Source organism: Mesorhizobium sp. M0571 (assembly GCF_040320985.1).
Taxonomy (GTDB): domain Bacteria; phylum Pseudomonadota; class Alphaproteobacteria; order Rhizobiales; family Rhizobiaceae; genus Mesorhizobium.
In genome coordinates, this window is sequence record NZ_JAMYQT010000014.1 from 68,724 (window position 1) to 87,818 (window position 19,095).

At 63.5% G+C, this 19,095-nt stretch carries 20 protein-coding genes and 3 pseudogenes; 9 read left to right on the plus strand and 14 right to left on the minus strand.

Annotation, left to right across the window (positions count from 1 at the left end; genetic code table 11):
- Positions 1–106: 106 nt before the first annotated feature.
- From NKI85_RS17940 to NKI85_RS17950, 3 genes and pseudogenes are all read right to left on the minus strand, one after another.
- Positions 107–920: pseudogene (locus tag NKI85_RS17940) on the minus strand (C40 family peptidase).
- Between the two features lie 41 nt (positions 921–961).
- A complete protein-coding gene (locus tag NKI85_RS17945) occupies positions 962–1,906 on the minus strand; it encodes a CHAD domain-containing protein (RefSeq protein WP_352777215.1) in 945 nt (314 codons plus the stop codon).
- Positions 1,903–2,376 (minus strand): CYTH domain-containing protein, encoded by a 474-nt coding sequence (locus NKI85_RS17950; RefSeq protein ID WP_352777217.1) that lies wholly within the window; start codon positions 2,374–2,376, stop codon positions 1,903–1,905. Before NKI85_RS17950 ends, NKI85_RS17945 begins: the two co-directional genes overlap by 4 nt.
- A 92-nt stretch (positions 2,377–2,468) precedes the next feature.
- Here NKI85_RS17950 and NKI85_RS17955 point away from each other — a divergent pair, with 92 nt between their 5' ends.
- From NKI85_RS17955 to NKI85_RS17970, 4 genes are read left to right on the plus strand one after another with little or no spacing between them, the layout of a single operon-like run.
- Entirely contained in the window at positions 2,469–3,185 is a 717-nt protein-coding gene (locus NKI85_RS17955) for a CerR family C-terminal domain-containing protein (protein ID WP_502896078.1), read from the plus strand.
- Positions 3,182–4,135 carry an HlyD family secretion protein gene (locus NKI85_RS17960; protein ID WP_352777222.1) on the plus strand — a complete coding sequence of 318 codons (954 nt, stop codon included), beginning with the start codon at positions 3,182–3,184 and terminating at the stop codon, positions 4,133–4,135. Before NKI85_RS17955 ends, NKI85_RS17960 begins: the two co-directional genes overlap by 4 nt.
- Positions 4,132–5,052: an ABC transporter ATP-binding protein gene (locus NKI85_RS17965; protein WP_352777225.1), complete on the plus strand. Its 921-nt coding sequence runs from the start codon at positions 4,132–4,134 to the stop codon at positions 5,050–5,052. Before NKI85_RS17960 ends, NKI85_RS17965 begins: the two co-directional genes overlap by 4 nt.
- Before the next feature lie 8 nt (positions 5,053–5,060).
- Positions 5,061–6,197: an ABC transporter permease gene (locus NKI85_RS17970; RefSeq protein ID WP_352777372.1), complete on the plus strand. Its 1,137-nt coding sequence runs from the start codon at positions 5,061–5,063 to the stop codon at positions 6,195–6,197.
- Positions 6,198–6,246: 49 nt separating this feature from the next.
- On the opposite strand, the gene NKI85_RS17975 is transcribed toward NKI85_RS17970, so the two are convergent.
- The 4 genes from NKI85_RS17975 to NKI85_RS17990 all read right to left on the minus strand — a co-directional run bounded on the left by NKI85_RS17975 (position 6,247) and on the right by NKI85_RS17990 (position 10,307).
- Entirely contained in the window at positions 6,247–7,917 is a 1,671-nt protein-coding gene (locus NKI85_RS17975) for an FAD-dependent oxidoreductase (RefSeq protein WP_352777227.1), read from the minus strand.
- A 142-nt stretch (positions 7,918–8,059) separates the two neighbouring features.
- Positions 8,060–8,713, minus strand: coding sequence for a glutathione S-transferase family protein (locus NKI85_RS17980; RefSeq protein WP_352777229.1), 654 nt, complete (start codon positions 8,711–8,713; stop codon positions 8,060–8,062).
- A 93-nt stretch (positions 8,714–8,806) separates the two neighbouring features.
- Entirely contained in the window at positions 8,807–9,781 is a 975-nt protein-coding gene (locus tag NKI85_RS17985; RefSeq protein ID WP_352528679.1) for a threonine/serine dehydratase family protein, read from the minus strand.
- A 208-nt stretch (positions 9,782–9,989) separates the two neighbouring features.
- On the minus strand, positions 9,990–10,307 hold the full coding sequence (locus tag NKI85_RS17990) for a hypothetical protein (protein ID WP_352777231.1): 318 nt from the start codon (positions 10,305–10,307) through the stop codon (positions 9,990–9,992).
- A gap of 180 nt (positions 10,308–10,487) precedes the next feature.
- On the opposite strand from NKI85_RS17990, the gene mbfA reads away from it, so the two are divergent.
- Positions 10,488–11,471 carry an iron exporter MbfA gene (gene mbfA, locus NKI85_RS17995; protein ID WP_352528675.1) on the plus strand — a complete coding sequence of 328 codons (984 nt, stop codon included), beginning with the start codon at positions 10,488–10,490 and terminating at the stop codon, positions 11,469–11,471.
- A 6-nt stretch (positions 11,472–11,477) separates the two neighbouring features.
- Here the strand turns inward: mbfA and NKI85_RS18000 are convergent.
- The 3 genes and pseudogenes from NKI85_RS18000 to NKI85_RS18010 all read right to left on the minus strand — a co-directional run bounded on the left by NKI85_RS18000 (position 11,478) and on the right by NKI85_RS18010 (position 12,461).
- Positions 11,478–11,821 (minus strand): annotated as a pseudogene (locus NKI85_RS18000) (antibiotic biosynthesis monooxygenase family protein).
- Positions 11,818–12,149 (minus strand): annotated as a pseudogene (locus tag NKI85_RS18005) (NIPSNAP family protein). The pseudogenes NKI85_RS18000 and NKI85_RS18005 overlap by 4 nt, the downstream one beginning before the upstream one ends.
- A gap of 96 nt (positions 12,150–12,245) precedes the next feature.
- Complete coding sequence (locus NKI85_RS18010) at positions 12,246–12,461, minus strand: DUF1127 domain-containing protein (RefSeq protein ID WP_352777234.1); 216 nt, start codon at positions 12,459–12,461, stop codon at positions 12,246–12,248.
- Between the two features lie 68 nt (positions 12,462–12,529).
- On the opposite strand from NKI85_RS18010, the gene NKI85_RS18015 reads away from it, so the two are divergent.
- Complete coding sequence (locus tag NKI85_RS18015; protein ID WP_352528667.1) at positions 12,530–13,204, plus strand: ArsR/SmtB family transcription factor; 675 nt, start codon at positions 12,530–12,532, stop codon at positions 13,202–13,204.
- A gap of 17 nt (positions 13,205–13,221) precedes the next feature.
- Here the strand turns inward: NKI85_RS18015 and ligD are convergent, their stop codons facing one another.
- From ligD to NKI85_RS18030, 3 genes are all read right to left on the minus strand, one after another.
- On the minus strand, positions 13,222–15,723 hold the full coding sequence (ligD, locus tag NKI85_RS18020; RefSeq protein WP_352777236.1) for a DNA ligase D: 2,502 nt from the start codon (positions 15,721–15,723) through the stop codon (positions 13,222–13,224).
- A 9-nt stretch (positions 15,724–15,732) separates the two neighbouring features.
- Positions 15,733–16,584, minus strand: coding sequence for a non-homologous end joining protein Ku (gene ku, locus NKI85_RS18025; RefSeq protein WP_352777238.1), 852 nt, complete (start codon positions 16,582–16,584; stop codon positions 15,733–15,735).
- A 126-nt stretch (positions 16,585–16,710) separates the two neighbouring features.
- Complete coding sequence (locus NKI85_RS18030) at positions 16,711–17,217, minus strand: YciE/YciF ferroxidase family protein (protein WP_352777241.1); 507 nt, start codon at positions 17,215–17,217, stop codon at positions 16,711–16,713.
- A 406-nt stretch (positions 17,218–17,623) separates the two neighbouring features.
- On the opposite strand from NKI85_RS18030, the gene NKI85_RS18035 reads away from it, so the two are divergent.
- From NKI85_RS18035 to NKI85_RS18045, 3 genes are all read left to right on the plus strand, one after another.
- Complete coding sequence (locus NKI85_RS18035) at positions 17,624–17,770, plus strand: hypothetical protein (RefSeq protein WP_023718851.1); 147 nt, start codon at positions 17,624–17,626, stop codon at positions 17,768–17,770.
- Between the two features lie 194 nt (positions 17,771–17,964).
- Positions 17,965–18,408, plus strand: a complete 444-nt coding sequence (locus NKI85_RS18040) for a thiol-disulfide oxidoreductase DCC family protein (RefSeq protein WP_352777243.1) — start codon at positions 17,965–17,967, stop codon at positions 18,406–18,408.
- Between the two features lie 63 nt (positions 18,409–18,471).
- A complete protein-coding gene (locus NKI85_RS18045) occupies positions 18,472–18,891 on the plus strand; it encodes a saccharopine dehydrogenase NADP-binding domain-containing protein (protein ID WP_352777245.1) in 420 nt (139 codons plus the stop codon).
- A gap of 26 nt (positions 18,892–18,917) precedes the next feature.
- On the opposite strand, the gene NKI85_RS18050 is transcribed toward NKI85_RS18045, so the two are convergent.
- Positions 18,918–19,064, minus strand: a complete 147-nt coding sequence (locus NKI85_RS18050; RefSeq protein ID WP_352777247.1) for a hypothetical protein — start codon at positions 19,062–19,064, stop codon at positions 18,918–18,920.
- Positions 19,065–19,095 lie beyond the last annotated feature (31 nt).

Below are 19,095 nucleotides of genomic sequence, written 5' to 3' on the forward strand. Positions count from 1 at the left end.
ACGGGGGCGCCGTTTCCTGTGCCGGTCAGCCCGCATCCACGCGACGCCGCTCACGGGGCACCAACCGACTCACTGCCGCAAAGGCGCGGCCTCTGTCGGCTAGCCGCTACTCTGCGGCTTTTGTCTCGATATCGGCAATCTTCGGCTTCTCGTCCCAGACCATCTGCCGATAGTCGAAGCCGTATTCCAGCGTCGGCTTGACGATGCGGAAATAGGGCGACAGGTCGAAATCGCGCGGCGTGTAGAGCGAGTGGTGGCGGATGTGCAGGATTTCCTTGCGCGAATAGCTCGATTGGGCCGACGCGCGACCGGGCGCGCGGGTAATCTCGGGCAGGATCGGGTAGCGGATCTGGCCATAGGCCTCGGCGATCAGCGAAGAGCAGATGGCGCGCGTCGGGTCGCCGGAACCGAAAGCCAGCATGCGGCGGCGCCAGCGCACCGGGACCGGCGGCGTCGGCAGGAAGTAGCGCAGCATATCGAATATGTTCTTGAGATCGTATTCTCAAGCCAAGCCTGCCGATCATGAAGGCGACCACAATGTCGCGATCCTCGGGAGCCAGGCCGCTGGCCCGGCAGATGCGCGTATTATAGGTGCGATAACGCGACAGCGGCACGGCGATGCAGCCCTCGCCGAGCGTGACCTCGATCAGCCGGCGCCGCTCCGACCCGTCCTCCGGCTCCAGCAACGCGTCGCCGACATAGAAGGCGGCATGCGACCAGGTCGACTGGGTGAGGTATTTGATCGCCGCCGAGACCTTTTGGTTGCCCTCGATGAGCAGGATGTCGCCGGGTTCGAGCGTGCGGCGCAGCGTTTCGGCATCGGACGGCGTGTAAGGCTCGTAGCCGGACGATTCCTCCTGCAGCCGACCGGCAAGCCAGTGGCCAAGTCGGTCCAGAAGCGTGTCGCCGGGCTCGGTCATGCCAGACGGCGATTAGCACAGGCCGGCAGCTTAGACTATGATCAGCCGACGGCGGGCGCTCCGGTGTCTTCATGCGGCGCAGCTGTGAGATCTTCGCGCACCTTGCGGGCGAGCTTCCTCGTCGAGCGCTTCGGGCTGTCGCCGAAAAGCTCGGCCGCCTCGGCGAGACAGGTCTTTTTCAGGCTTTTTTCCGAGCGCTTCAGAAGCTTGCCGAGAACCCGCGTCTCTTCAGTGGGACCGAGCGGGTGATCGTCGGCAGCGAGAAGCGCGCGCATGACGAGCACATCGTGCAGTTCGCCGAGCCGCTCGCCCAATTCGTCGACGGCCTTGCGCCGGGTCTTGATCGGCGTCGGCCAAAGCCTGCCGAGCAGCGACAGATGCATGCCATGCGTCTTGGCCGCCTTGCGCAGATCGTGGAAATCATCGGCTTCGCCGCGCGAAGCGGCCTTGTCCAGCGCTTTCCTGGCGCGGCGCAAAGTGGTGCGCGCGCCTTCAGCAAGCACGTCGGCGGCCTGCTCCGGCTGGTCGGGCAGAGTGAGCCTGTCGATGCGGCTGATGCTCTCCAGGCAAGCGGCGATCGCATCATCTATCGCAGCACCGAGATCGGCACCGGCATGCAGCATCTGCTGGCGGGCGACCAGCCTGTCGCGCACCGCATCGAGGCGGCCTTCGGCGCTCTGTTCCGGGAAGGCTGCTGCGAGCCGGTCGACGGTCTCGATCAGCGCGGTCGCCTCGCGGGGACCGGCAAGCTGGGCAGCGACATCCCGATAGCATTGGTTTTCATCCCGGCAGAATGTTTCGCCCCCGGAACGAACGAGGCGCAGCAGGGCGCGCGCGTTCTTCAGCCGCTTGCGGCACTTGTGCAGCGCCTGTTCGGGCCGGTCACGCGCCGCGTCCAGATGGACGAGCGCCTTGCCGACCTCCTCGGTGAGGATGCGCCTGACCTCGCCGGTCAGCGACATGCGCGGATCGATACGAAAGCTCATGCGACGATCTCCGGAATCCCCCCAAGGGCGAGCGACGCGTTATAAAATCTCGGCTCGCCGGTGACTTCGCGGCCGAGCCAATCTGGCAGCATTTCATCCGGTACATCCTCCGGCGTCTCGAGTTCGGCGATCACCAGCCCCGCAAGCGCCCCGCCGAAGACATCGACTTCGTAGAGATAGCCGCGGTGTCTAACATGGTGGCGTGTCTTCTCGATGACACGTCCGATGGCAAAGGCCTGCATCTCCTGCGCCTCCGCCAAAGGCACCGGATAGTCGAATTCGTCGCGCTCGCGCGCCTGGCTGCCGAACTTGAGCGTCAGCTTGGCGGAGGCGTCATTGCTGATGCGCACACGCACCGTGCGGGTAGGCTCGGCGACAAGATAGAATTGACGGATATGGATGTCCGCCTCGACCATTCCCCGCCATTCCGCACCTGAGACCAGGAATTTACGCTCGATTTCCTTGCCCATGGCCGGGCACTAAAGCGCGCACGGCCAAAGTTGGCAAGCCGCTTGACCGCCGGCCGTTGACTTTAATCATTCGATTGATTAAACTGCTGGCCATGACCAAATCGCCCAGCGCCAGTGGCCTTCCTCATGAGGCACCCATGACCGCCGCAGATATGACGCGGACGGCACTCGTGCGCGCGGCGCTGAAGCTGTTCGGACGCCAGGGTTTCGACGGCACGTCGACGCGCCAGATCGCGGCTGAGGCCAAGGCCAATATCGGCTCGATCGCCTATCATTTCGGCGGCAAGGAAGGGCTCCGCAACGCAGCGGCCGACTACATCGTCGAGACCATCCAGACCATTGCCGGCCAGGCGATCGGCAATCTGCAAGCGCCGGCCGCGGCATTGGTGGATCCCGAGGCTGCGCGGGCACATTTATCCGTCGCACTGGAGCGGATGGTCGCCTTCATCGCGGCAAGGCCGGAAGCCGGCGAGATTGTACAGTTCGTCCTGCGTGAGCTGTCGCATCCAACCGCCGCGCTCGACCGTATCTATGACGGCGTGTTCGAACCGGCGCATAACCGGCTCTGCCTGATCTGGGAACAGGCGACGGGCGAGCCGGCCGAGAGCGAGCGCACAAAACTCACCGTGTTCACGCTGATCGGCCAGGTCGTCTATTTCCGCATCGGCCGCGAGGCGGTTATGCGCCGCATGGGCTGGCGCGAGATCGGCAATGACGAGGCCGGCAAGATCGCGGCGGTGGTGACGGATAATCTCGGTGCGATTTTGGCTCGGCGCGATTTGGCTGCCCGGAAGGATCGTGGATCATGAGCCTGCTCTGTTCTTTGCCGCTTGCCGCCCAGCTTTTCAGCGCCTGCGCGCCGGCAGCACCGCTCGCCGTTGGCTACGTCGAGGGCGATTATGTGCTGCTCGCGCCGATCGAGGTGGCGCAGGTCGAGACGATTGCGGTCAAGCGAGGCGACCGCGTCGCGCCCGGCACGCCGGTGGTGACGCTGGAAAACGCCGACGCCAAGATCGCCATCGCGCAAGCCGAGGCGGCCCTTGCGCAAGCTCAGGCGCAACTCGCCGATCTGCAGGTCGGCAAACGGCCGGAAGAGATCGCGGTGCTCAAGGCGCAGGTCGACATGGCCAAGGCGCAAGCCGCCGACTCCAAACGCAGATACACCCGCGCCAGCGATTTGTTCAAACGCGGCACCGGCACGCAGGCCGACTACGACACGGCTTCCGCGGCTCTGGAGACGGCCAACGCGCAGGTCGGCCAGGCGGAGGCCAATCTCGCGGTCGGCGGGCTGCCGGCACGGCCGGAGACGATCAAGGCTGCCGACAATCAGGTCAGGCAGGCGCAATCGGCGCTGGAGCAAGCGCAATGGCGGCTGTCGAAGCGCGTGCTCACAGCGCCCTCGCCTGGCCGTGTCAACGACGTCATCCGCAATCCGGGCGACACGGCCGGGCCGACGGCACCGGTCATTTCGATGCTGCCGGACGGCGCGGTGAAGCTCAGCGTCTATGTGCCGGAAAGCGCGTTCTCGTCGGTCAAGGTCGGCACGCTGCTCAACGTCCATTGCGACGGCTGCGGGTCGGGCGTGAAGGCACGCGTCAGCTATGTGTCGCCGGATCCGGAATTCACGCCGCCGGTGATCTACTCGCTCGAAACCCGGCAAAAGCTGGTCTATCTGGTCGAGGCCCGGCCGGAGGGCGACGCCAGCGCATTACAGCCCGGGCAGATCGTCGACGTCGATCTGGCGGACATCGGAAAATGAACGTCATCGACGTGCACGGCCTGGTCAAGCGCTTCGGCGACAACACCGTCGTCGACCATGTGACGATGGCGGTGGCCGAAGGCGAGATCGTCGGTTTTCTCGGCCCGAACGGCTCGGGCAAGACGACGACCATCCGCATCATGTGCGGGTTGCTGACGCCGGATGAAGGCGAAGGCACGGTTCTGGGCTTCAACATCCGCACCGACAGCCTGAGGATCAAGCGCGAAGTCGGCTATATGACGCAGAGGTTCTCGTTCTACGAGGATCTGACGATCGGCGAGAATCTCGAATTCGTGGCGCGCCTCTACCGCTTGAAGCCGCTCGACGAGCATGTCGGCAGGACGCTTGAGGAACTCGGCCTGACATCACGCAGGAACCAGCTGGCCGGCACCTTGTCCGGCGGCTGGAAACAGCGGCTGGCGCTGGCCGCCTGCATCATGCACAAGCCGAAACTGCTGCTGCTCGACGAGCCGACGGCGGGCGTCGACCCGAAAGCCAGGCGCGAATTCTGGGACGAGATCCACCGGCTGGCGAGCGGCGGGCTGACCGTGCTGGTCTCCACCCATTACATGGACGAGGCCGAGCGCTGCCACCGCATCAGCTACATCTCCTACGGCAAGATGCTGGCCACCGGCACGGTCGAGGACGTGGTGAGGAATGCCGGGCTGACCACGTTCGTCCTGCAGGGGCCGCAGCTCGACCAGGTCGCGGCCGCACTTCATGGCCGCCCAGGCGTCGACCAGGTGGCACCGTTTGGCGCGACGCTGCATGTCGTCGGCTCCGACAAGAACAGGCTGGAAGCAGCACTTGCCGATATCGAGAAGGAGCACAAGGGCGTGACGGTGACCCCCGGCGAGACCAGCCTGGAGGATGTGTTCATCCAATTCATGTCCGGCTCGAAGGACAATATGGGATGAAAAATGGGATAGACGGCGTGTTTTCCTTTGCCAGGCTCGGCGCGCTGCTGATCAAGGAGTTCATCCAGATGCGGCGCGACCGCATCACCTTCGCCATGATGCTGGGGGTGCCGCTGATGCAGCTGGTGCTGTTCGGCTATGCCATCAACAACGATCCGAAGAGCCTGCCGGCGGCTTTGGTGGCGATGAGCAGCGATCCCTACACGCGGGCCATGGTTTCGGCGTTGCAGACCACCGGCTATTACCGCTTCGACCGTGTCGCGCAAAGTGCAGCCGAAGCGGAATTCCTGATGGCGCGGGGCGACGTCGCCTTCGTCGTCACCATCCCCGCCGATTTTGCCCGGCGGGTCGAGCGTGGCGACAGCCCGCAGATCCTGATCGAGGCCGATGCCACCGACCCGGCCGTCGCCAGCGGTGCCATCTCTACCCTCGGCACCGTCGCCAACCAGGCGCTGCTAAGGGCCCGCGGCATGCAGGAGACGGCAGCCGAAAATGCCAAGGGCCAGCTCCAGGTCGTGGTGCACCGGCGCTACAATCCGGAGGGCATCTCGCAATATAACATCGTGCCCGGCCTGCTCGGCGTCATCCTGCAGATGACGATGGTGATGATGACCTCGATCGCGCTGACGCGCGAGACCGAGCGCGGCACGATGGAGAACCTTCTGGCGATGCCGTCCAGCCCGCTCGAGATCATGCTGGGCAAGGTACTGCCCTATCTGGCGGTCGGCGCCGTGCAGGTGCTGGTGGTGCTGGCGGCCTCGAAGCTGCTGTTTGCCATTCCCTTCACCGGGTCGATGTCGCTGCTGTTGACGGCGGTCCTGATCTTCGTCCTGGCGCTGGTGCTGCTTGGCTACACGATCTCGACGATCGCCCGCACGCAGATGCAGGCCCTGCAGCTCACCTTCTTCTTCTTCCTGCCGTCGATCATGCTATCCGGCTTCATGTTTCCCTATCGCGGCATGCCGGACTGGGCGCAGGTCTTCGGCGAGGTGCTTCCGCTGACGCATTTCCTGCGCATTATCCGCGCGGTGATGCTGAAGGGCGCCGAGCTGCCGGCGGTCGCAACGGAAATCGGCTGGCTGGTCGTGTTCGTGGCGCTGTTCGCCGGCGTGGCACTGGTGCGGTTCCGCCGGACGCTGGATTAATGCATGTCGCCCAAAAGTGCGCAGCGGTTTGGGACGTTGCCGGTCCTGTCTAGCTTTGGCCGCGGCGCGCCTTCTCTTCATTCGCCAGATATTGGTGGACGAACGCGATCGCCATGCTGCCCTCGCCGACCGCTGACGCAACCCGCTTGACCGGGCTCAGGCGCACGTCGCCGCAGGCAAAGACGCCGGGCGCGCTGGTCTCGAGCAGATAGGGATCGCGGTCGAGCGACCAGCCCCCGGCCTTCTTCACATCGTCCCCGGTCAGCACGTAGCCGCGTGCATCGCGCACGACATCGGCCGGCAGCCACTCGGTCTCCGCATTGGCGCCGATGAAAACGAACAGCCCGCCGCAATCGTGCCGGCTCACCTCGTTGCTGGCCTTATCGAGAATGTCGATCGCCGTCAGGTGAGTCTCGCCGTGCACGGCCTGGACTTCGGAGCGAAGCTGGACTTTTACGTTTGATTTCGCCCTGAGCTGCTCGATCAAATAGTGAGACATGCTGTCTGCAAGGGAGGGGCCGCGCACGAGCAGCGTCACTGAGCGCGCATGGCCGGAAAAATGCAGCGCCGCCTGGCCGGCCGAGTTGCCGGCGCCGATCAGGAACACGTCCAGCCCATGGGTGGTGTTGGCCTCGCTGCGCGCGGCCCCATAATAGACACCCTTGCCGATGAGCCGGTCGAACCCGGCTATGCCGAGCCGGCGCCATGTCACGCCTGTCGCAAGGATAAGGCTGCGCGCCCGCACGACATCGGTGCCGTCGAGAAACAGGTCGTGCCTGGCCGGATCGATGCCGGCGACCGAGCGGGTGACCAAGATTTCGGCGCCCAGCCGCCGCGCCTGCTGCAGCGCGCGGCTGGCCAGTTCGTCGCCGGAAATTCCGCTGGGAAAACCGAGATAGTTCTCGATCCGCGACGATGTCCCCGCCTGCCCGCCAGGCGCCTCGCGCTCGACGACGATGGTGCGCAACCCCTCGGATGCGCCGTAGACCGCCGCCGCAAGGCCGGCCGGCCCGCCGCCGATGATCGCGACATCGTATTCGGTACCGCGCGGGCGCGTCTGCAGCCCGAGGCGAATGGCAAGATCGCGCACGGCCGGACTTTCCATGATCTCTCCGTCCGCCAGCCGCGCGACGGGACCGTCGAGTGCCGGCCGGCCCAGGGCGGACCAGAAAGCCTCGGCATCCGCTGTATCGGGCAACAGCCAGGTGAACGAGATCTGGTTGCGGGCCAGAAACCGGCGCAGGTCGCCACACGCCGTGTCCCAGCGATGGCCGACCAAAGTCACGCGCGGCTTCTGCGGCTCGGCGGTGATGCTCTGCAGCCCGCCCATCCGCTCACGGGCAAGCGCGCTGACCTTCTGGGCGACGTCCTTCGAAACCGCTGCGATGGAATAATACTGCTGAACCTCGATGCGCATGACGCGGGACGGTTCGGCGGCGCGATAGCCGCCTGGAAAACCCGAGCCCAGCGCAATCGGCACCTCGCCGAAGATCGTTCCCGGCAGACGCCAGCCGAGCGTCCGCTCGATCCCGTCGAAAGTCTTCACGACTTCGATCTTGCCGGCGAGAACCGCAAACAGCGCAGCCTCTCCGCCCTCGTGAACCGCGAACTCTCCGGCGCTGAGATGAAGGTCGGCCGCCGTCCGCGCCAGCCGCTCCAGCTCGGCCGCCAGCAAACCCGAAAACAACGGGATCGCTCCCACTTCATCAACTGTCAGCATGGCCCCTCGCGGCAGCCAGTTAGCGTTTTTTTCCCGTTTTGATCAACAGAAAAAGGGCGGGGTCTCGCCTTGGCGGGTCGTGAAGCAGCGCTTTGAAAGCGCATCGGGTTGTGCCGATATGCACGATCTTTCGGATCGAGATTCATGCAGGCTTGGCCTGACCCGGGACCGCCGCCAATTCAGGCGCATTGAGTCCTTTGAAGGGGTCGCGCCAGGCGTCGATTTCTTCAAGCTGGCGATACCAGCGGCTGACCGAAGGGTAATCATCGAGCGGCAATCGGGCGACATCGTTGAAGGGCAGAAACGTCGCCATTCGAAAGTCGGCATAGGAAACCGAATTTCCGACCAGCCATTCTCGCTCGGAAAGCTCGGCTTCGAGTATTGCAGCGGCGGTGCTGAAGTCCCTCAGGCCCTCCTCAACCCGCGCCTGATCGATCGGGCCCAGCCCATAGCGCTGTTTGGTCCCGCGTTCGAAATGCACGACGTCGCAGGCTCTCGCGAAGTTCTCTTTACTCCAACTCAGCCATCGGATCATCTCGGGCTCGTCGTCGCCGGTGCGCCAGAGGTCCGAATGCGCGTCGCGCGAAAGCCGGCAGGCTATGGCGTCGGCCTCCCAGAGGCTTTTTCCCAGGCCTACAAGTATGGGCAAGGAGAGATTCGGATTGAGCGCACGAAATCGCTCGGCCTGCCCCGGCGCGAAGGGGGAGGCGAATTCAAACTCGACCTTCGCGTTGAGATAACGTGCCACCGCGACCGCCAGGCGAGGATTGGGATTGCGGCTGAAGAACAGTTTCATTGATCTCAGTCTTTGAATGGTACCGGTTCGACTGGACGCGCAACGGACGCTCGAGCACTTTGAAACGGCAAATGACCTGGAACTGGTGCCATCTTAGCCGGCAGCAATGATCTCGGCATAGGTGCTGAAATCGACATTGCCGCCGGAGAGCACCACGGCAATGTATTTCCCGGCAAGGTCGATCTCGCCTGACGACAGCGCGGCCAAGCCGACGCAGCCGCCGGGTTCGACCACCAGCTTGAGATAAGCCATCGCGTCGCGCATCGCCTGGGCCACCGCCCTGTCGGAAACAGCGATGGCGCCGGCGAGGTTCTTGCGGTTGATCTCGAAAGTGATCGCGCCCGGCTCGGCGACGAGAAGGGCATCGCAGATCGAGACATGGCCGGGCTCGTTCGACACCCTGGCGCCTTTGATCAGCGAGCGGCCTGTGTCGTCGAAATGCTCGGGTTCCACGGCCCAGACGGCGGTGCCCGGCGAGGCGTCCTTGACCGCGATCGAGATGCCGCTGCTCAAGCCGCCACCGCCACAGGGAATCACCACCGCATCGAGGCTGACGCCAAGCGCTTTCGCTTGCGCCATCAATTCGAGGCCGATCGTGCCTTGGCCCGCGATGATGGCCGGATCGTCGTAGGGCGGCACCAGGACCATGCCCTTTTCCACGTAAGAACGGACGACGGCAGTACGATCGTCGCGGACCCGGTCGAAGGTGATCACTTCCGCGCCCATCTTCCTGACATTGCCGACCTTCATCGCCGGTGCATCGGTGGGCATGGCGATAACGGCTCTGACGCCGAACATCGCCGCCGAGGCAGCGACGCCTTGCGCGTGATTGCCCGACGAGAAGGCGACGACGCCACGACTGCGTTCTTCCGCTGAGAGCGAGGAGAGCTTGTTGTAGGCGCCGCGGAACTTAAACGAGCCGGTGCGCTGCAATGTCTCGGGCTTGAACAGAATTCTGGCGCCAAAGCGCTTGTTCAGCTCCGGTGATTCGATCAGCGGCGTTTCGACAATCAGTCCAGACAATCGGACTGCTGCGCTGCGGATATCGGCAATGCCTGGAGAGATCATGGCGAGGTCCTGCAAGAAATGAGACCATCTATGGTGCACGGAAAGGGAGGCCGCGCACCAATGAAAAAATGTGACCGTTACAATTCGTCTTTGGGCAGGAAAGGGCGCGCACCTGTCACCTACCGCCTCCCCGGCCCTCCGCTATGGCTCCGGGCATTCGTCGCTTCAATCGACAAATCGTTGTCGAATGATCGGCTTCGCCGACCGCTCACCCCAACAGCGTTTTTCGCCGTTTGGCGCCGCCCATCTTGCGCCAGGTGTTGAAGCGATGGGTGGCGGCGGCGAAGGAGATCTTCATCTGCTGGGCGACCGAATAGCGCGACTTGCCCTCGTCGAACAGACGATAGCAGCATTCGACGCCCTCCTCTGTCAGCTTGCCGTCGGGAGCCTTGTTATGCGGATTGGCGGGATCGAATTTTTCGACCTGCTGCTCGACCAGGCCTTTCAGGCGCTGCAGGTCCGCCTCGATGTTGGCGATGAGATCGAGAACGGGCTTGGGATCAAACGGGTGCTGTTTTGCCGGCATCTGCGGGTTCCTTTCTCTTGGTTCAGATTCGGTTATATAGGTGAACGTTTGCCGATAGCAAACGACGGCCTGTTCGGTTTCGAAGTCGGTACGTTTGAGCAGATGAGTGAAGCGCGCACGATTGACCGGGGATGTGCGAGGCCCTAGTTTAGAACTCTTCTAAACTAGGGTGAATTTCTCATGCTTTCCCGCGTTTTCGGCTTTGGCCGCCGTCCCTTCGAATCGCTCTCGGAACAGGAGATCCTGGCGCTCGCCATCTCCTCCGAGGAGGATGACGGGCGCATTTATCGCGCCTATGCCGACGGGCTGGCAGAGGGCTTTCCGCAATCGGCCAAGGTGTTCGAGGAGATGGCGGAGGAAGAGGACGGCCATCGCGACTCGCTGATCGAGCTTTACCGCAAGCGTTTCGGCGAGCGCATACCGCTGATCCGGCGCGAGCATGTGAAGGGCTATTACGAGCGCAAGCCGGACTGGCTGGTGAGGCCGCTCGGCATCGATCATGTGCGCAGCCAAGCCGAGGCCATGGAGCGGCAGGCCTACCTGTTCTATGTCGAGGCAGCCAAACGCACAGGCGATGCCTCGACGAGAAAGCTGCTCGACGATCTGGCGGTCGCCGAACAAGGCCACGAGACGCTGGCGCAGCGGCTGGAGCAAAAGCATGTACCGGGCGCGGTCAAGGACGAAGAGGCGGCGGCCGAGCAGCGCCAGTTCATCCTGACCTACGTGCAGCCCGGGCTGGCAGGGCTGATGGATGGCTCGGTGTCGACGCTCGCACCGATCTTTGCCGCGGCCTTTGCCACGCATGACACGTTCCAGACCTTTCTGGTCGGGCTTGCCGCCTCGATCGGCGCCGGCATCTCGATGGGCTTCACCGAAGTGGCCTCTGACGACGGCAAGCTATCCGGCCGCGGCTCGCCGGCAAAACGCGGGCTGACCGTCGGCGTCATGACGACGCTGGGCGGGCTCGGCCACGCGCTGCCCTATCTCATCCCGCTTTTCTGGACGGCGACGATTGTCGCCGCGGTCGTGGTGTTCTTCGAGCTTTGGACGATCGCCTTCGTGCAGAATCGCTACATGCAGACGCCATTCTGGCGCGCCGCCTTTCAGGTGGTGCTGGGTGGCGCGCTGGTGTTTGCGGCAGGGGTGCTGATCGGGAATGCCTAGCAGTCCCTACCCATTCACCGCCCGGCTATCTGCTGGCGCCTCGGCGCGTTCAGTCAGGCCGTAGTCGCGTATGACACGGGCGATGCGCAAACGGTAGCCGGCAAAGATGCCGCTGCGCCCGGCCTTCTGCGCCTGCCGATGTTCCTCCATGTTGCGCCAGCCTTCACCGCCTCCTCGTCCCGCCAGAACGACAGCGACAGGATGCGGTTCGGATCGGCAAGGCTCTGGAAGCGCTCGATCGACAGAAAACCGTCTATGCCGTCGAGCAGCGGCCGCAGCTCGGCGGCGATGCCGAGATAGGCGTCGCGTTTGCCCGCCGCCGGCTCGACCTCGAAAATGACCGCGATCATGGCTTCACCAAAGGAGCATGGGGCCCCGAGGCCAGCTTGAGGAAGATGCGATCCTCCTTCAGGATGAATCTTTCCCGTCGGGCGAACTCATAATCGCCTTGCCGGCGGGATCGGCGGCGAGCCGAGCCCGATAGGCTTCGTAGGCCGCCAGACTGTCGACATTATACGCGGCATAGGCCGTGGTCGCCGAGCCTTCATGCGGCGCGAAATAGCCGATAAGATCGGCGCCGCAGCGCGGGATCGCCTGCCCCCAATTGCGGGCATATTCCTCGAACGCCGCTTTGCCGAACGGATCGATCTCATAGCGGATGAAGCAGGTAATGGTCATTTTCGCCCCCTTGGCGTGTGGATAGTTTCTTGCGACCACAGTTCGAGTTGGGTCGAAACGTTCCGAAGATCGATGTGCTAGGCAATTCCCTCGCAGTCAGGCTTGCCAGAAGGATTTCGCGCATTCGCGACGGACGTCTTCGGCAGTGAGGCCAAGGTCACGCAGCAGATGATCGTCGATCTCGGCGAGGTCGAGGCGCTGCAAATGGCGGTCGTACCACCGCGCCAGGAGCCGCAGCCGCAAGCACAAGGTGATGAACGGCCGGCGATCGAAGCGGCCGGCGGGCGCGGCGTCGAGAATGGTCCTTGTCATCGTCGTCTCCTAGATCCGGGTCGAGAATAATGGTTACCTGACGAGAATGCTTCGATGAGGAACGAACAATGCGTGAAGGACCCGACATAGCCCGCATCGCCAGCCTGGTCGGCGATCCGGCGCGTGCAAACATGCTCACCGCGTTGATGGGTGGCACCGCACTGACGGCGAGCGAACTGGCACTCGAGGCCAGCGTGTCGCTGCCAACCGCCAGCTCGCATCTGTCGAAATTGATGGAAGGCGGGCTGCTGACGGTGGCGAGCCAGGGACGGCACCGCTATTACGGCCTCGCCGGGCCGCAGGTGGCTGAGATGATCGAGGCGATCACTGGCGTCGCTGCTGCTGTCGGGCCGCAGCGGGTGCGGCCCGGCCCACGCGACGCGGCCATGCGCGTGGCACGGGTCTGCTACGACCACCTCGCCGGTGAGCAGGCGGTGGCGATGCTGGACCGTCTTGTCGCTCGACAAGTGCTCCTGCGCGACGACAAGGAGATCCGACTTGGGCCGTCAGCCGCCTCACATTTCGCCGCGATCGGCATCGATGTCGAGAGCAAGGCGCGGCGACCGGTGTGCCGGGCCTGCCTCGACTGGAGCGTGCGGCGTTCGCACCTCGCCGGCACGCTGGGCGCCGCCATTCTCGATAAGATTCTCGCTGAGAAATGGGCGCGGCGCGAGAAGGACAGCCGTGCCGTGATCTTTTCACCCGTAGGCAAGCAGGCCTTCCAGAAGACATTTCTCGCCTGACGGCTCGCTTTGATGCGCTAGCCGCGCTTGAGCAGCTTGGCCTGCTTGAAAAAGTCCGCCCAGGGATCGGCTTGTCCGAGTCGCTTCAGCGTCGTCTTGTCGCCGATCGGAAAGGCGTTCGGCGGCAATCCGGCCTCGATCTCCGCCCAGGTCACCGGCATGGATACTGTGGCGCCCTTCTTGGCGCGTGACGAATAAGGAGCGACCGTGGTCGCGCCGCGGCCATTGCGCAGATAGTCGACGAATATCCTGCCGGTGCGCGCCTTCTTCGACAGTGTCGCCGTGTAGCGGTCGGGTGCGGCCTGTTCGAGGGCGCGGGCGAACTCATGGGCGAAGCCCTTTACCTCGTCCCAACCTGCCGACGGCTTCAGCGGCACGACGACATGATAGCCCTTGCCGCCTGACGTCTTGACGAAATTCGGCAGGGACAGCTCGTCGAGCCGGCCGCGGATATCGAGCGCCGCGGCACGCACCGCCTTCACGTCGACGCCTTCATCGGGATCGAGATCGAAGATGATCTGGTCCGGCTTATCCAGTTGGTCCGTGGTCGAACCCCAGATGTGGATTTCGACCACGCCGAGCTGCACCAGGGCCACGACACCATCGAAATCGCGAATGAACAATATCTCCTCGCCGTCGGTTGGATCCTTCATCACGGCGATCTTGTCGTGCATGCCGGCCGAGGCATGTTTCTGGAAGAAGCGCTGGCCGCCAACGCCGTCCGGCGCCCGCACGAGGCTGAGCGGCCGGTTGATGACGAATTGCTTCATGCGCGGCCAGACCAGCGCGTAATGGTCGACCAGATCCTGCTTCGACACCCCCTCCTCAGGCCACAGAAGTTTGTCCGGGCGAGACAGCGTGACCGAGGTTTTCGCCGTCCCGGCGGGTTTGGCGGGTTTTGCCTTGGACTCTGCCGTGGCTGAGCGTGCTTTCGGTTTCTCCTGCACGACTTCCTCCGCCGGCTTGTCCTCGCGCAGTCCCTGGAAGGATGCGTGGCGTATTATACGGTCCGACGTCCAACTGCGAAACTCCACCTCGCAGACAAGTTCGGGCTTGACCAAGACCAGGCCCTTGCCTCTTGGCACCGCCCTGTCGAAGGGCGAGGTCGTCGTCTTGAGCGCATCGAGCCTCTTCTTCAGCTCGTTGGTGCTTTTGGCCGCGAAGCCGGTGCCGACGCGGCCGGCATAGCGCAGCTTGCCGCCCTCGTGATAGCCGACCAGCAGCGAGCGCAGGCCGCGCCCGGTCTTGTCCGACGGCATATAGCCGCCGATGACGAACTCCTGGCGCGCCGTGCATTTCGATTTCACCCAGGAGGGGACACGGCCGCTGCGGTAGGGCGCATCGGCGCGCTTGGAGACGACGCCTTCGAGCCCCAGGCGGCAAGCATGCTCCAGCATGATCTTGCCGGGCTCGGCAAAGTGCTCGCTGAAGCGCAGCGTCGAATCCTCGGCCTCTTCGGCGAGCAGGCTGCGCAGCCTTTCCTTGCGCTCGACCAGCGGCTCGGAACGGATGTCCTCACCATCGAGACGCAACAGGTCGAAGACGTAGTAGATAAAACGATCGGTCCGGCCTGCCGACAGATCTTGCTGCAGCAGCGAGAAAGACGAGACGCCGTTATCCGCGAGCACGACGATTTCGCCGTCGATGATGGCGTCGGTGCATTTCAGGCCCCCGAGTGCGGCGACGATCGCGCCACCGAATTTGTCGGTCCAGTCGAGGCCGGTGCGTGTCAAAAGCCGCACCTCTGTACCGGCAAGCTGCGCGTGCATGCGATAGCCGTCGAACTTCACCTCATGAAGCCAGTCCTTGCCGGGCGGGGCGTCCCGCTCCAGCGTGGCAAGCGCCGGTTCGATGAATTCGAGCCGCCTTGCCGTCACGGCCCTCGCCTTGCCGGTGGCCGGCCTGTTGGATTGCCAGACCCTCGGCTTCTTGCCATCAGCCGTCTTGCCTTCGCCGACCTCCTCGATGGTCAGGCCGGATTTCACCGATTGTGGCGCCTCCTGCAGAATATCCTCGCCGGGACGTGCGGCGGCATCGTCGGACTTGATCAGCAACCAGTTGTCGCGCTTTTCGCCGGGGCGCGGCTTCAGCCGCACCAGATGCCAGGCGCCGTGCAGCTTATGGCCGTGCAGTTCGAAGTTGATATGGCCTTTCTTCATCGCCTTTGCCGGGTCGCCTTCCGGGACCCATGTGCCCTCGTCCCAGACAATGACCGAGCCGCCGCCATATTGGCCCTTTGGGATAGTGCCTTCGAACGGCGCATAGTCGATTGGGTGGTCCTCGACATGCACGGCGAGCCGCTTCTCGTGCGGGTCGAGGCTCGGGCCTCGCGTCACCGCCCAGCTCCACAGCACGCCGCCATACTCAAGGCGAAGGTCGTAATGAAGCCTGGTGGCGGCATGCTTGTGGATGACGAAGATGCCACCCGGCTCGGCTTTCTTGCCGCGCGAAACCTTGCCGGCCGGTTCGGCGGTTTTCTTGAAATCGCGCTTGGCGTGATATTGTTCGAGGCCGACCATGGGCTGATCCTAAGCCGATTTGCGCCGGGCGGCTTTCGGTTTGGCACCTTTTGCCGGCTGCCTAGCCGTTGGCGGCGCGCCGGCCTCCGAGGAGAGGCTCTTCTTCAATGCATCGAAGAGATTGACAACGTTGGAGGGCCGCGGCTCGGCCTTAGTCTTCGGTGCCTTCTTGCCGGCCTTCTTGGCGCGGACCAGCTCGATCAGCGCGTTCTCGTATTTGTCTTCGAATTCGGAAGGGTCGAATTTCGCCTGTTTCTCATCGATGATGTGCTCGGCCAGCCTGATCATCTCGGTGTCGGTCTTCACCGGCTTGATGTCGCCGAACACCATCTCCGGCCTGCGCACCGTGTCGCCATAGCGCAGCGTCGTCAGCAGCAGGCCCTTGCCCAGCGGCTCGATGACCACCGGACGTTCGCGGCGGTAGAGCACGATGCGGGCAAGGCCCGCCGTCTTCTTGGCGGCCATGGCGTCGCGGATGACGGCGAAGGCCTCTTCCGAAACGTCGTCCGCCGGCGTCACATAATAGGGCGTATCGAGATAGATCTGCTGGATCGAGGATTTTTCGATGAACCCATCGAGGCTCATCGTATGCGAGGATTCGATCTGCACGGCTTCGATCTCCTCCTCCTCGATTTGGACGAAATCGCCGTCGCCGAGCTCGTAGCCCTTGATCTCGTCGCCTTCATCGAGCGGCTTGCCGCCTGCCGAATCGACATAGACGCGCTTGACGGTGTTGCCGGTCTTGCGATTGAGCACGCGGAACGAGACTTTTTCGGCGTGGGTGACGACATTGGTCAGTTCGACGGCGCAAGTGACCAGCGAAAGCTTGAGATAGCCTCTCCAGGCGGGGCGCGGCGCCATGATAAACTCCCTGCGCGACAACGTTCAACCGAGAACGGGCAAAATCCGTTCCGGTTCCGGCGGTGCAAAAGGCAAGCCCGAGCTTTCGGCCCAGCCTTGCCTTGAACTCCATTCTCGATTGCGGCCTTACTCGGCCGCCTGCAGGTTGATCTTGCTTTCCGCCATCTCGGTGAGCTTGCGGTCGGTCGCCTGCTCTTCCTTGATATTGTTGGCCAGGACATTGGCGCAGTCGCTGCGGCCAAGCTGCTTGGCCCAGGCTATCAGCGTGCCGTAACGGGTTATCTCATAGTGCTCGACCGCTTGCGCGGAGGCGATCAGGGCGGCATCGAGAACGTCCTTGTCGTCGATGTCGCCGCTGACTTCATCGGCTTCCTCGAGAATGCCGTCGATGGCCGGGCAGTTGACCGTCTTGGCCTTCACGCCATGCAGTTCGAAGACCTGCTCGACACGCTCGATATGGCCCTTGGTCTGGCCGAGGTGCTTCTCCAGGCCGGCTTTCAATTGCGGATCGGTCGCCTTGTCGATCATCTTTGGCAGCGATTTCTCGATCTGTTTTTCGGCGTAGTAGATGTCGCGCAGCGTGTGCACGAAGAGATCGTCGAGTGTTTTGATATCTTTCGAAAAGAAGCCCATGGCTTTTGCCTTTCCATTGCTCTTGCTGTTTCGGATTTTGGGCTGCGGCTCAACCCGAGCACCGCAGCCTGCGGAACCGGTCGTCCCGCACTGGAAAATCAACGTGCGGGCTGACGGGCCGGTTCCTGGTTTTCCGGCCGCGTGCACGGAAATTTCGCGGTGGCAGCAAAAGTGAAACAAACCCGCGCCTCGGCGACATTCAGGCGAAACATATGTGATGCAAAAGTCACACTGGTCGAAATGCCGACGGACTGCACGGAAACACCGCGAATCAGCCGCATTCCAGCCATGAACAAAGGCATTTTCGACCAGAGATTAACATCGCGTTCACCGACTATTCACGCCTGGACGCTATGATCCCCGCAATTCGGAAGGGACATCCGAAACGGGACAGGGACCGAGTAAAATGAGCTTCTGGAATCAAATCGCCGGCTATGCTGCCGCCATCCGCGAATTCGTCGCGCCGACCTATCGGCCCGAGCGCTATTACATGCGCGGCCCAGGCCCCGCCTGCGCGCGCCGCGGCAACACGCTTGGGATCAGCGTGCACTGATGATGACCACGGAAAGCCGTCACGACAGCCGGATCTGCCGGCCCGACGCCGACAACCGGTCAACGACCTATCGCGCCGAGCGCCCTGCGCTGACCGACAGACGGCGTGCGACAACGCCAAGGTTCTAACATTCCGGGCTTTGATCCAGCCGCCGGCAGGCCTAGTTTCATCTGACACCAGCTGTCAGGCGCCACGTGACCGTCAAGCCGAACCATTCTCCTGAACCGCCGGAATTCGATGCAAGTCGCCCGTTGATCGTGTTCGACGGCGTCTGCGTGTTGTGCTCGGGCTTTGTGCGCATGGTGGTGAAGCTCGACCGCAAGGGCCACTTCCATTTCGTAACGGCGCAGTCGCCGCTCGGCGAGATGCTGTTCAAGAAATACGGGCTGCGGACGGATAGCTACGAGACCAATCTCGTCATCGTCGATGGCGCCGCTTTCACCCGCCTGGGCAGTTTCGTTGCCGTCATGGCCGAACTCGGCTGGCCGTGGCGGGCGGCGCGGGTCCTGCTGCTGTTGCCGCGCCAGCTTCGCGACTGGCTCTACGACCGCATCGCAAAGAACCGCTACGCCCTGTTTGGCAAAAAGGACAGCTGTGAAATCCCTTCCGCCGAGGTCAGGGCAAGGTTGATCGGCTAGGGTTCGTTGCCGTCGCCGGACGTAGCGAGCGGGCGGCGCGCCGGCACTTTGGGGGAACTGCGAATGAAGGTTCTTATAGTCGGCGGCTATGGCACCTTTGGTGGCCGTATCGTCGAGCTGCTTGAGGACGAGCCGCGTCTGATCCTGATCGTCGCCGGGCGTTCGCTTGCCAGGGCCGATGCCTATTGCAAGAAGCGCGCCCCTACAGAAGCCCGGCTGGTGCCGGCGTTGTTCGACCGCGATGGCGATCTCGCCGCGCAGTTCGCTGCGCTGCGGCCCAACATTGTGGTCGACGCGAGCGGTCCGTTCCAGGCCTATGGCGAAGGACGCTATCGTCTGATCGAGGCCTGCATCGCTCAGCGCGTCAACTATCTCGATCTTGCCGACGGCTCGGATTCGTCGCCGGTGTCTCTACGTTCGACGAGGCGGCGCGAAACGCCGGGATCTTTGTGCTGTCCGGAGTGTCGAGCTTTCCGGTGCTGACGGCGGCAGTGGTGCGTCACCTGTCGTCAGATCTGGCGCCGGTAGACAGCATTCGCGGCGGCATCGCGCCGTCGCCCTTTGCCGGAGTCGGCGAGAACGTCATTCGCGCCATTGCCGGTTACGCCGGTCAGCCGGTGCGGCTTGTTCGTAATGGCCGTCCCGAACAAGGCCATCCGTTTACCGAGCAGCTGCGCTACACAATCG

Bases quoted from the DNA above. Each gene is read 5' to 3' on its own strand.
- NKI85_RS17945 (WP_352777215.1), bottom strand. From the start codon at position 1,906: ATGAGCTTTCGTATCGATCCGCGCATGTCGCTGACCGGCGAGGTCAGG.
- NKI85_RS17950 (WP_352777217.1), bottom strand. From the start codon at position 2,376: ATGGGCAAGGAAATCGAGCGTAAATTCCTGGTCTCAGGTGCGGAATGG.
- NKI85_RS17955 (WP_502896078.1), top strand. From the start codon at position 2,469: ATGACCAAATCGCCCAGCGCCAGTGGCCTTCCTCATGAGGCACCCATG.
- NKI85_RS17960 (WP_352777222.1), top strand. From the start codon at position 3,182: ATGAGCCTGCTCTGTTCTTTGCCGCTTGCCGCCCAGCTTTTCAGCGCC.
- NKI85_RS17965 (WP_352777225.1), top strand. From the start codon at position 4,132: ATGAACGTCATCGACGTGCACGGCCTGGTCAAGCGCTTCGGCGACAAC.
- NKI85_RS17975 (WP_352777227.1), bottom strand. From the start codon at position 7,917: ATGCTGACAGTTGATGAAGTGGGAGCGATCCCGTTGTTTTCGGGTTTG.
- NKI85_RS17980 (WP_352777229.1), bottom strand. From the start codon at position 8,713: ATGAAACTGTTCTTCAGCCGCAATCCCAATCCTCGCCTGGCGGTCGCG.
- NKI85_RS17985 (WP_352528679.1), bottom strand. From the start codon at position 9,781: ATGATCTCTCCAGGCATTGCCGATATCCGCAGCGCAGCAGTCCGATTG.
- NKI85_RS17990 (WP_352777231.1), bottom strand. From the start codon at position 10,307: ATGCCGGCAAAACAGCACCCGTTTGATCCCAAGCCCGTTCTCGATCTC.
- mbfA (WP_352528675.1), top strand. From the start codon at position 10,488: ATGCTTTCCCGCGTTTTCGGCTTTGGCCGCCGTCCCTTCGAATCGCTC.
- NKI85_RS18010 (WP_352777234.1), bottom strand. From the start codon at position 12,461: ATGACAAGGACCATTCTCGACGCCGCGCCCGCCGGCCGCTTCGATCGC.
- NKI85_RS18015 (WP_352528667.1), top strand. From the start codon at position 12,530: ATGCGTGAAGGACCCGACATAGCCCGCATCGCCAGCCTGGTCGGCGAT.
- ligD (WP_352777236.1), bottom strand. From the start codon at position 15,723: ATGGTCGGCCTCGAACAATATCACGCCAAGCGCGATTTCAAGAAAACC.
- ku (WP_352777238.1), bottom strand. From the start codon at position 16,584: ATGGCGCCGCGCCCCGCCTGGAGAGGCTATCTCAAGCTTTCGCTGGTC.
- NKI85_RS18030 (WP_352777241.1), bottom strand. From the start codon at position 17,217: ATGGGCTTCTTTTCGAAAGATATCAAAACACTCGACGATCTCTTCGTG.
- NKI85_RS18035 (WP_023718851.1), top strand. From the start codon at position 17,624: ATGAGCTTCTGGAATCAAATCGCCGGCTATGCTGCCGCCATCCGCGAA.
- NKI85_RS18045 (WP_352777245.1), top strand. From the start codon at position 18,472: ATGAAGGTTCTTATAGTCGGCGGCTATGGCACCTTTGGTGGCCGTATC.
- NKI85_RS18050 (WP_352777247.1), bottom strand. From the start codon at position 19,064: ATGGCCTTGTTCGGGACGGCCATTACGAACAAGCCGCACCGGCTGACC.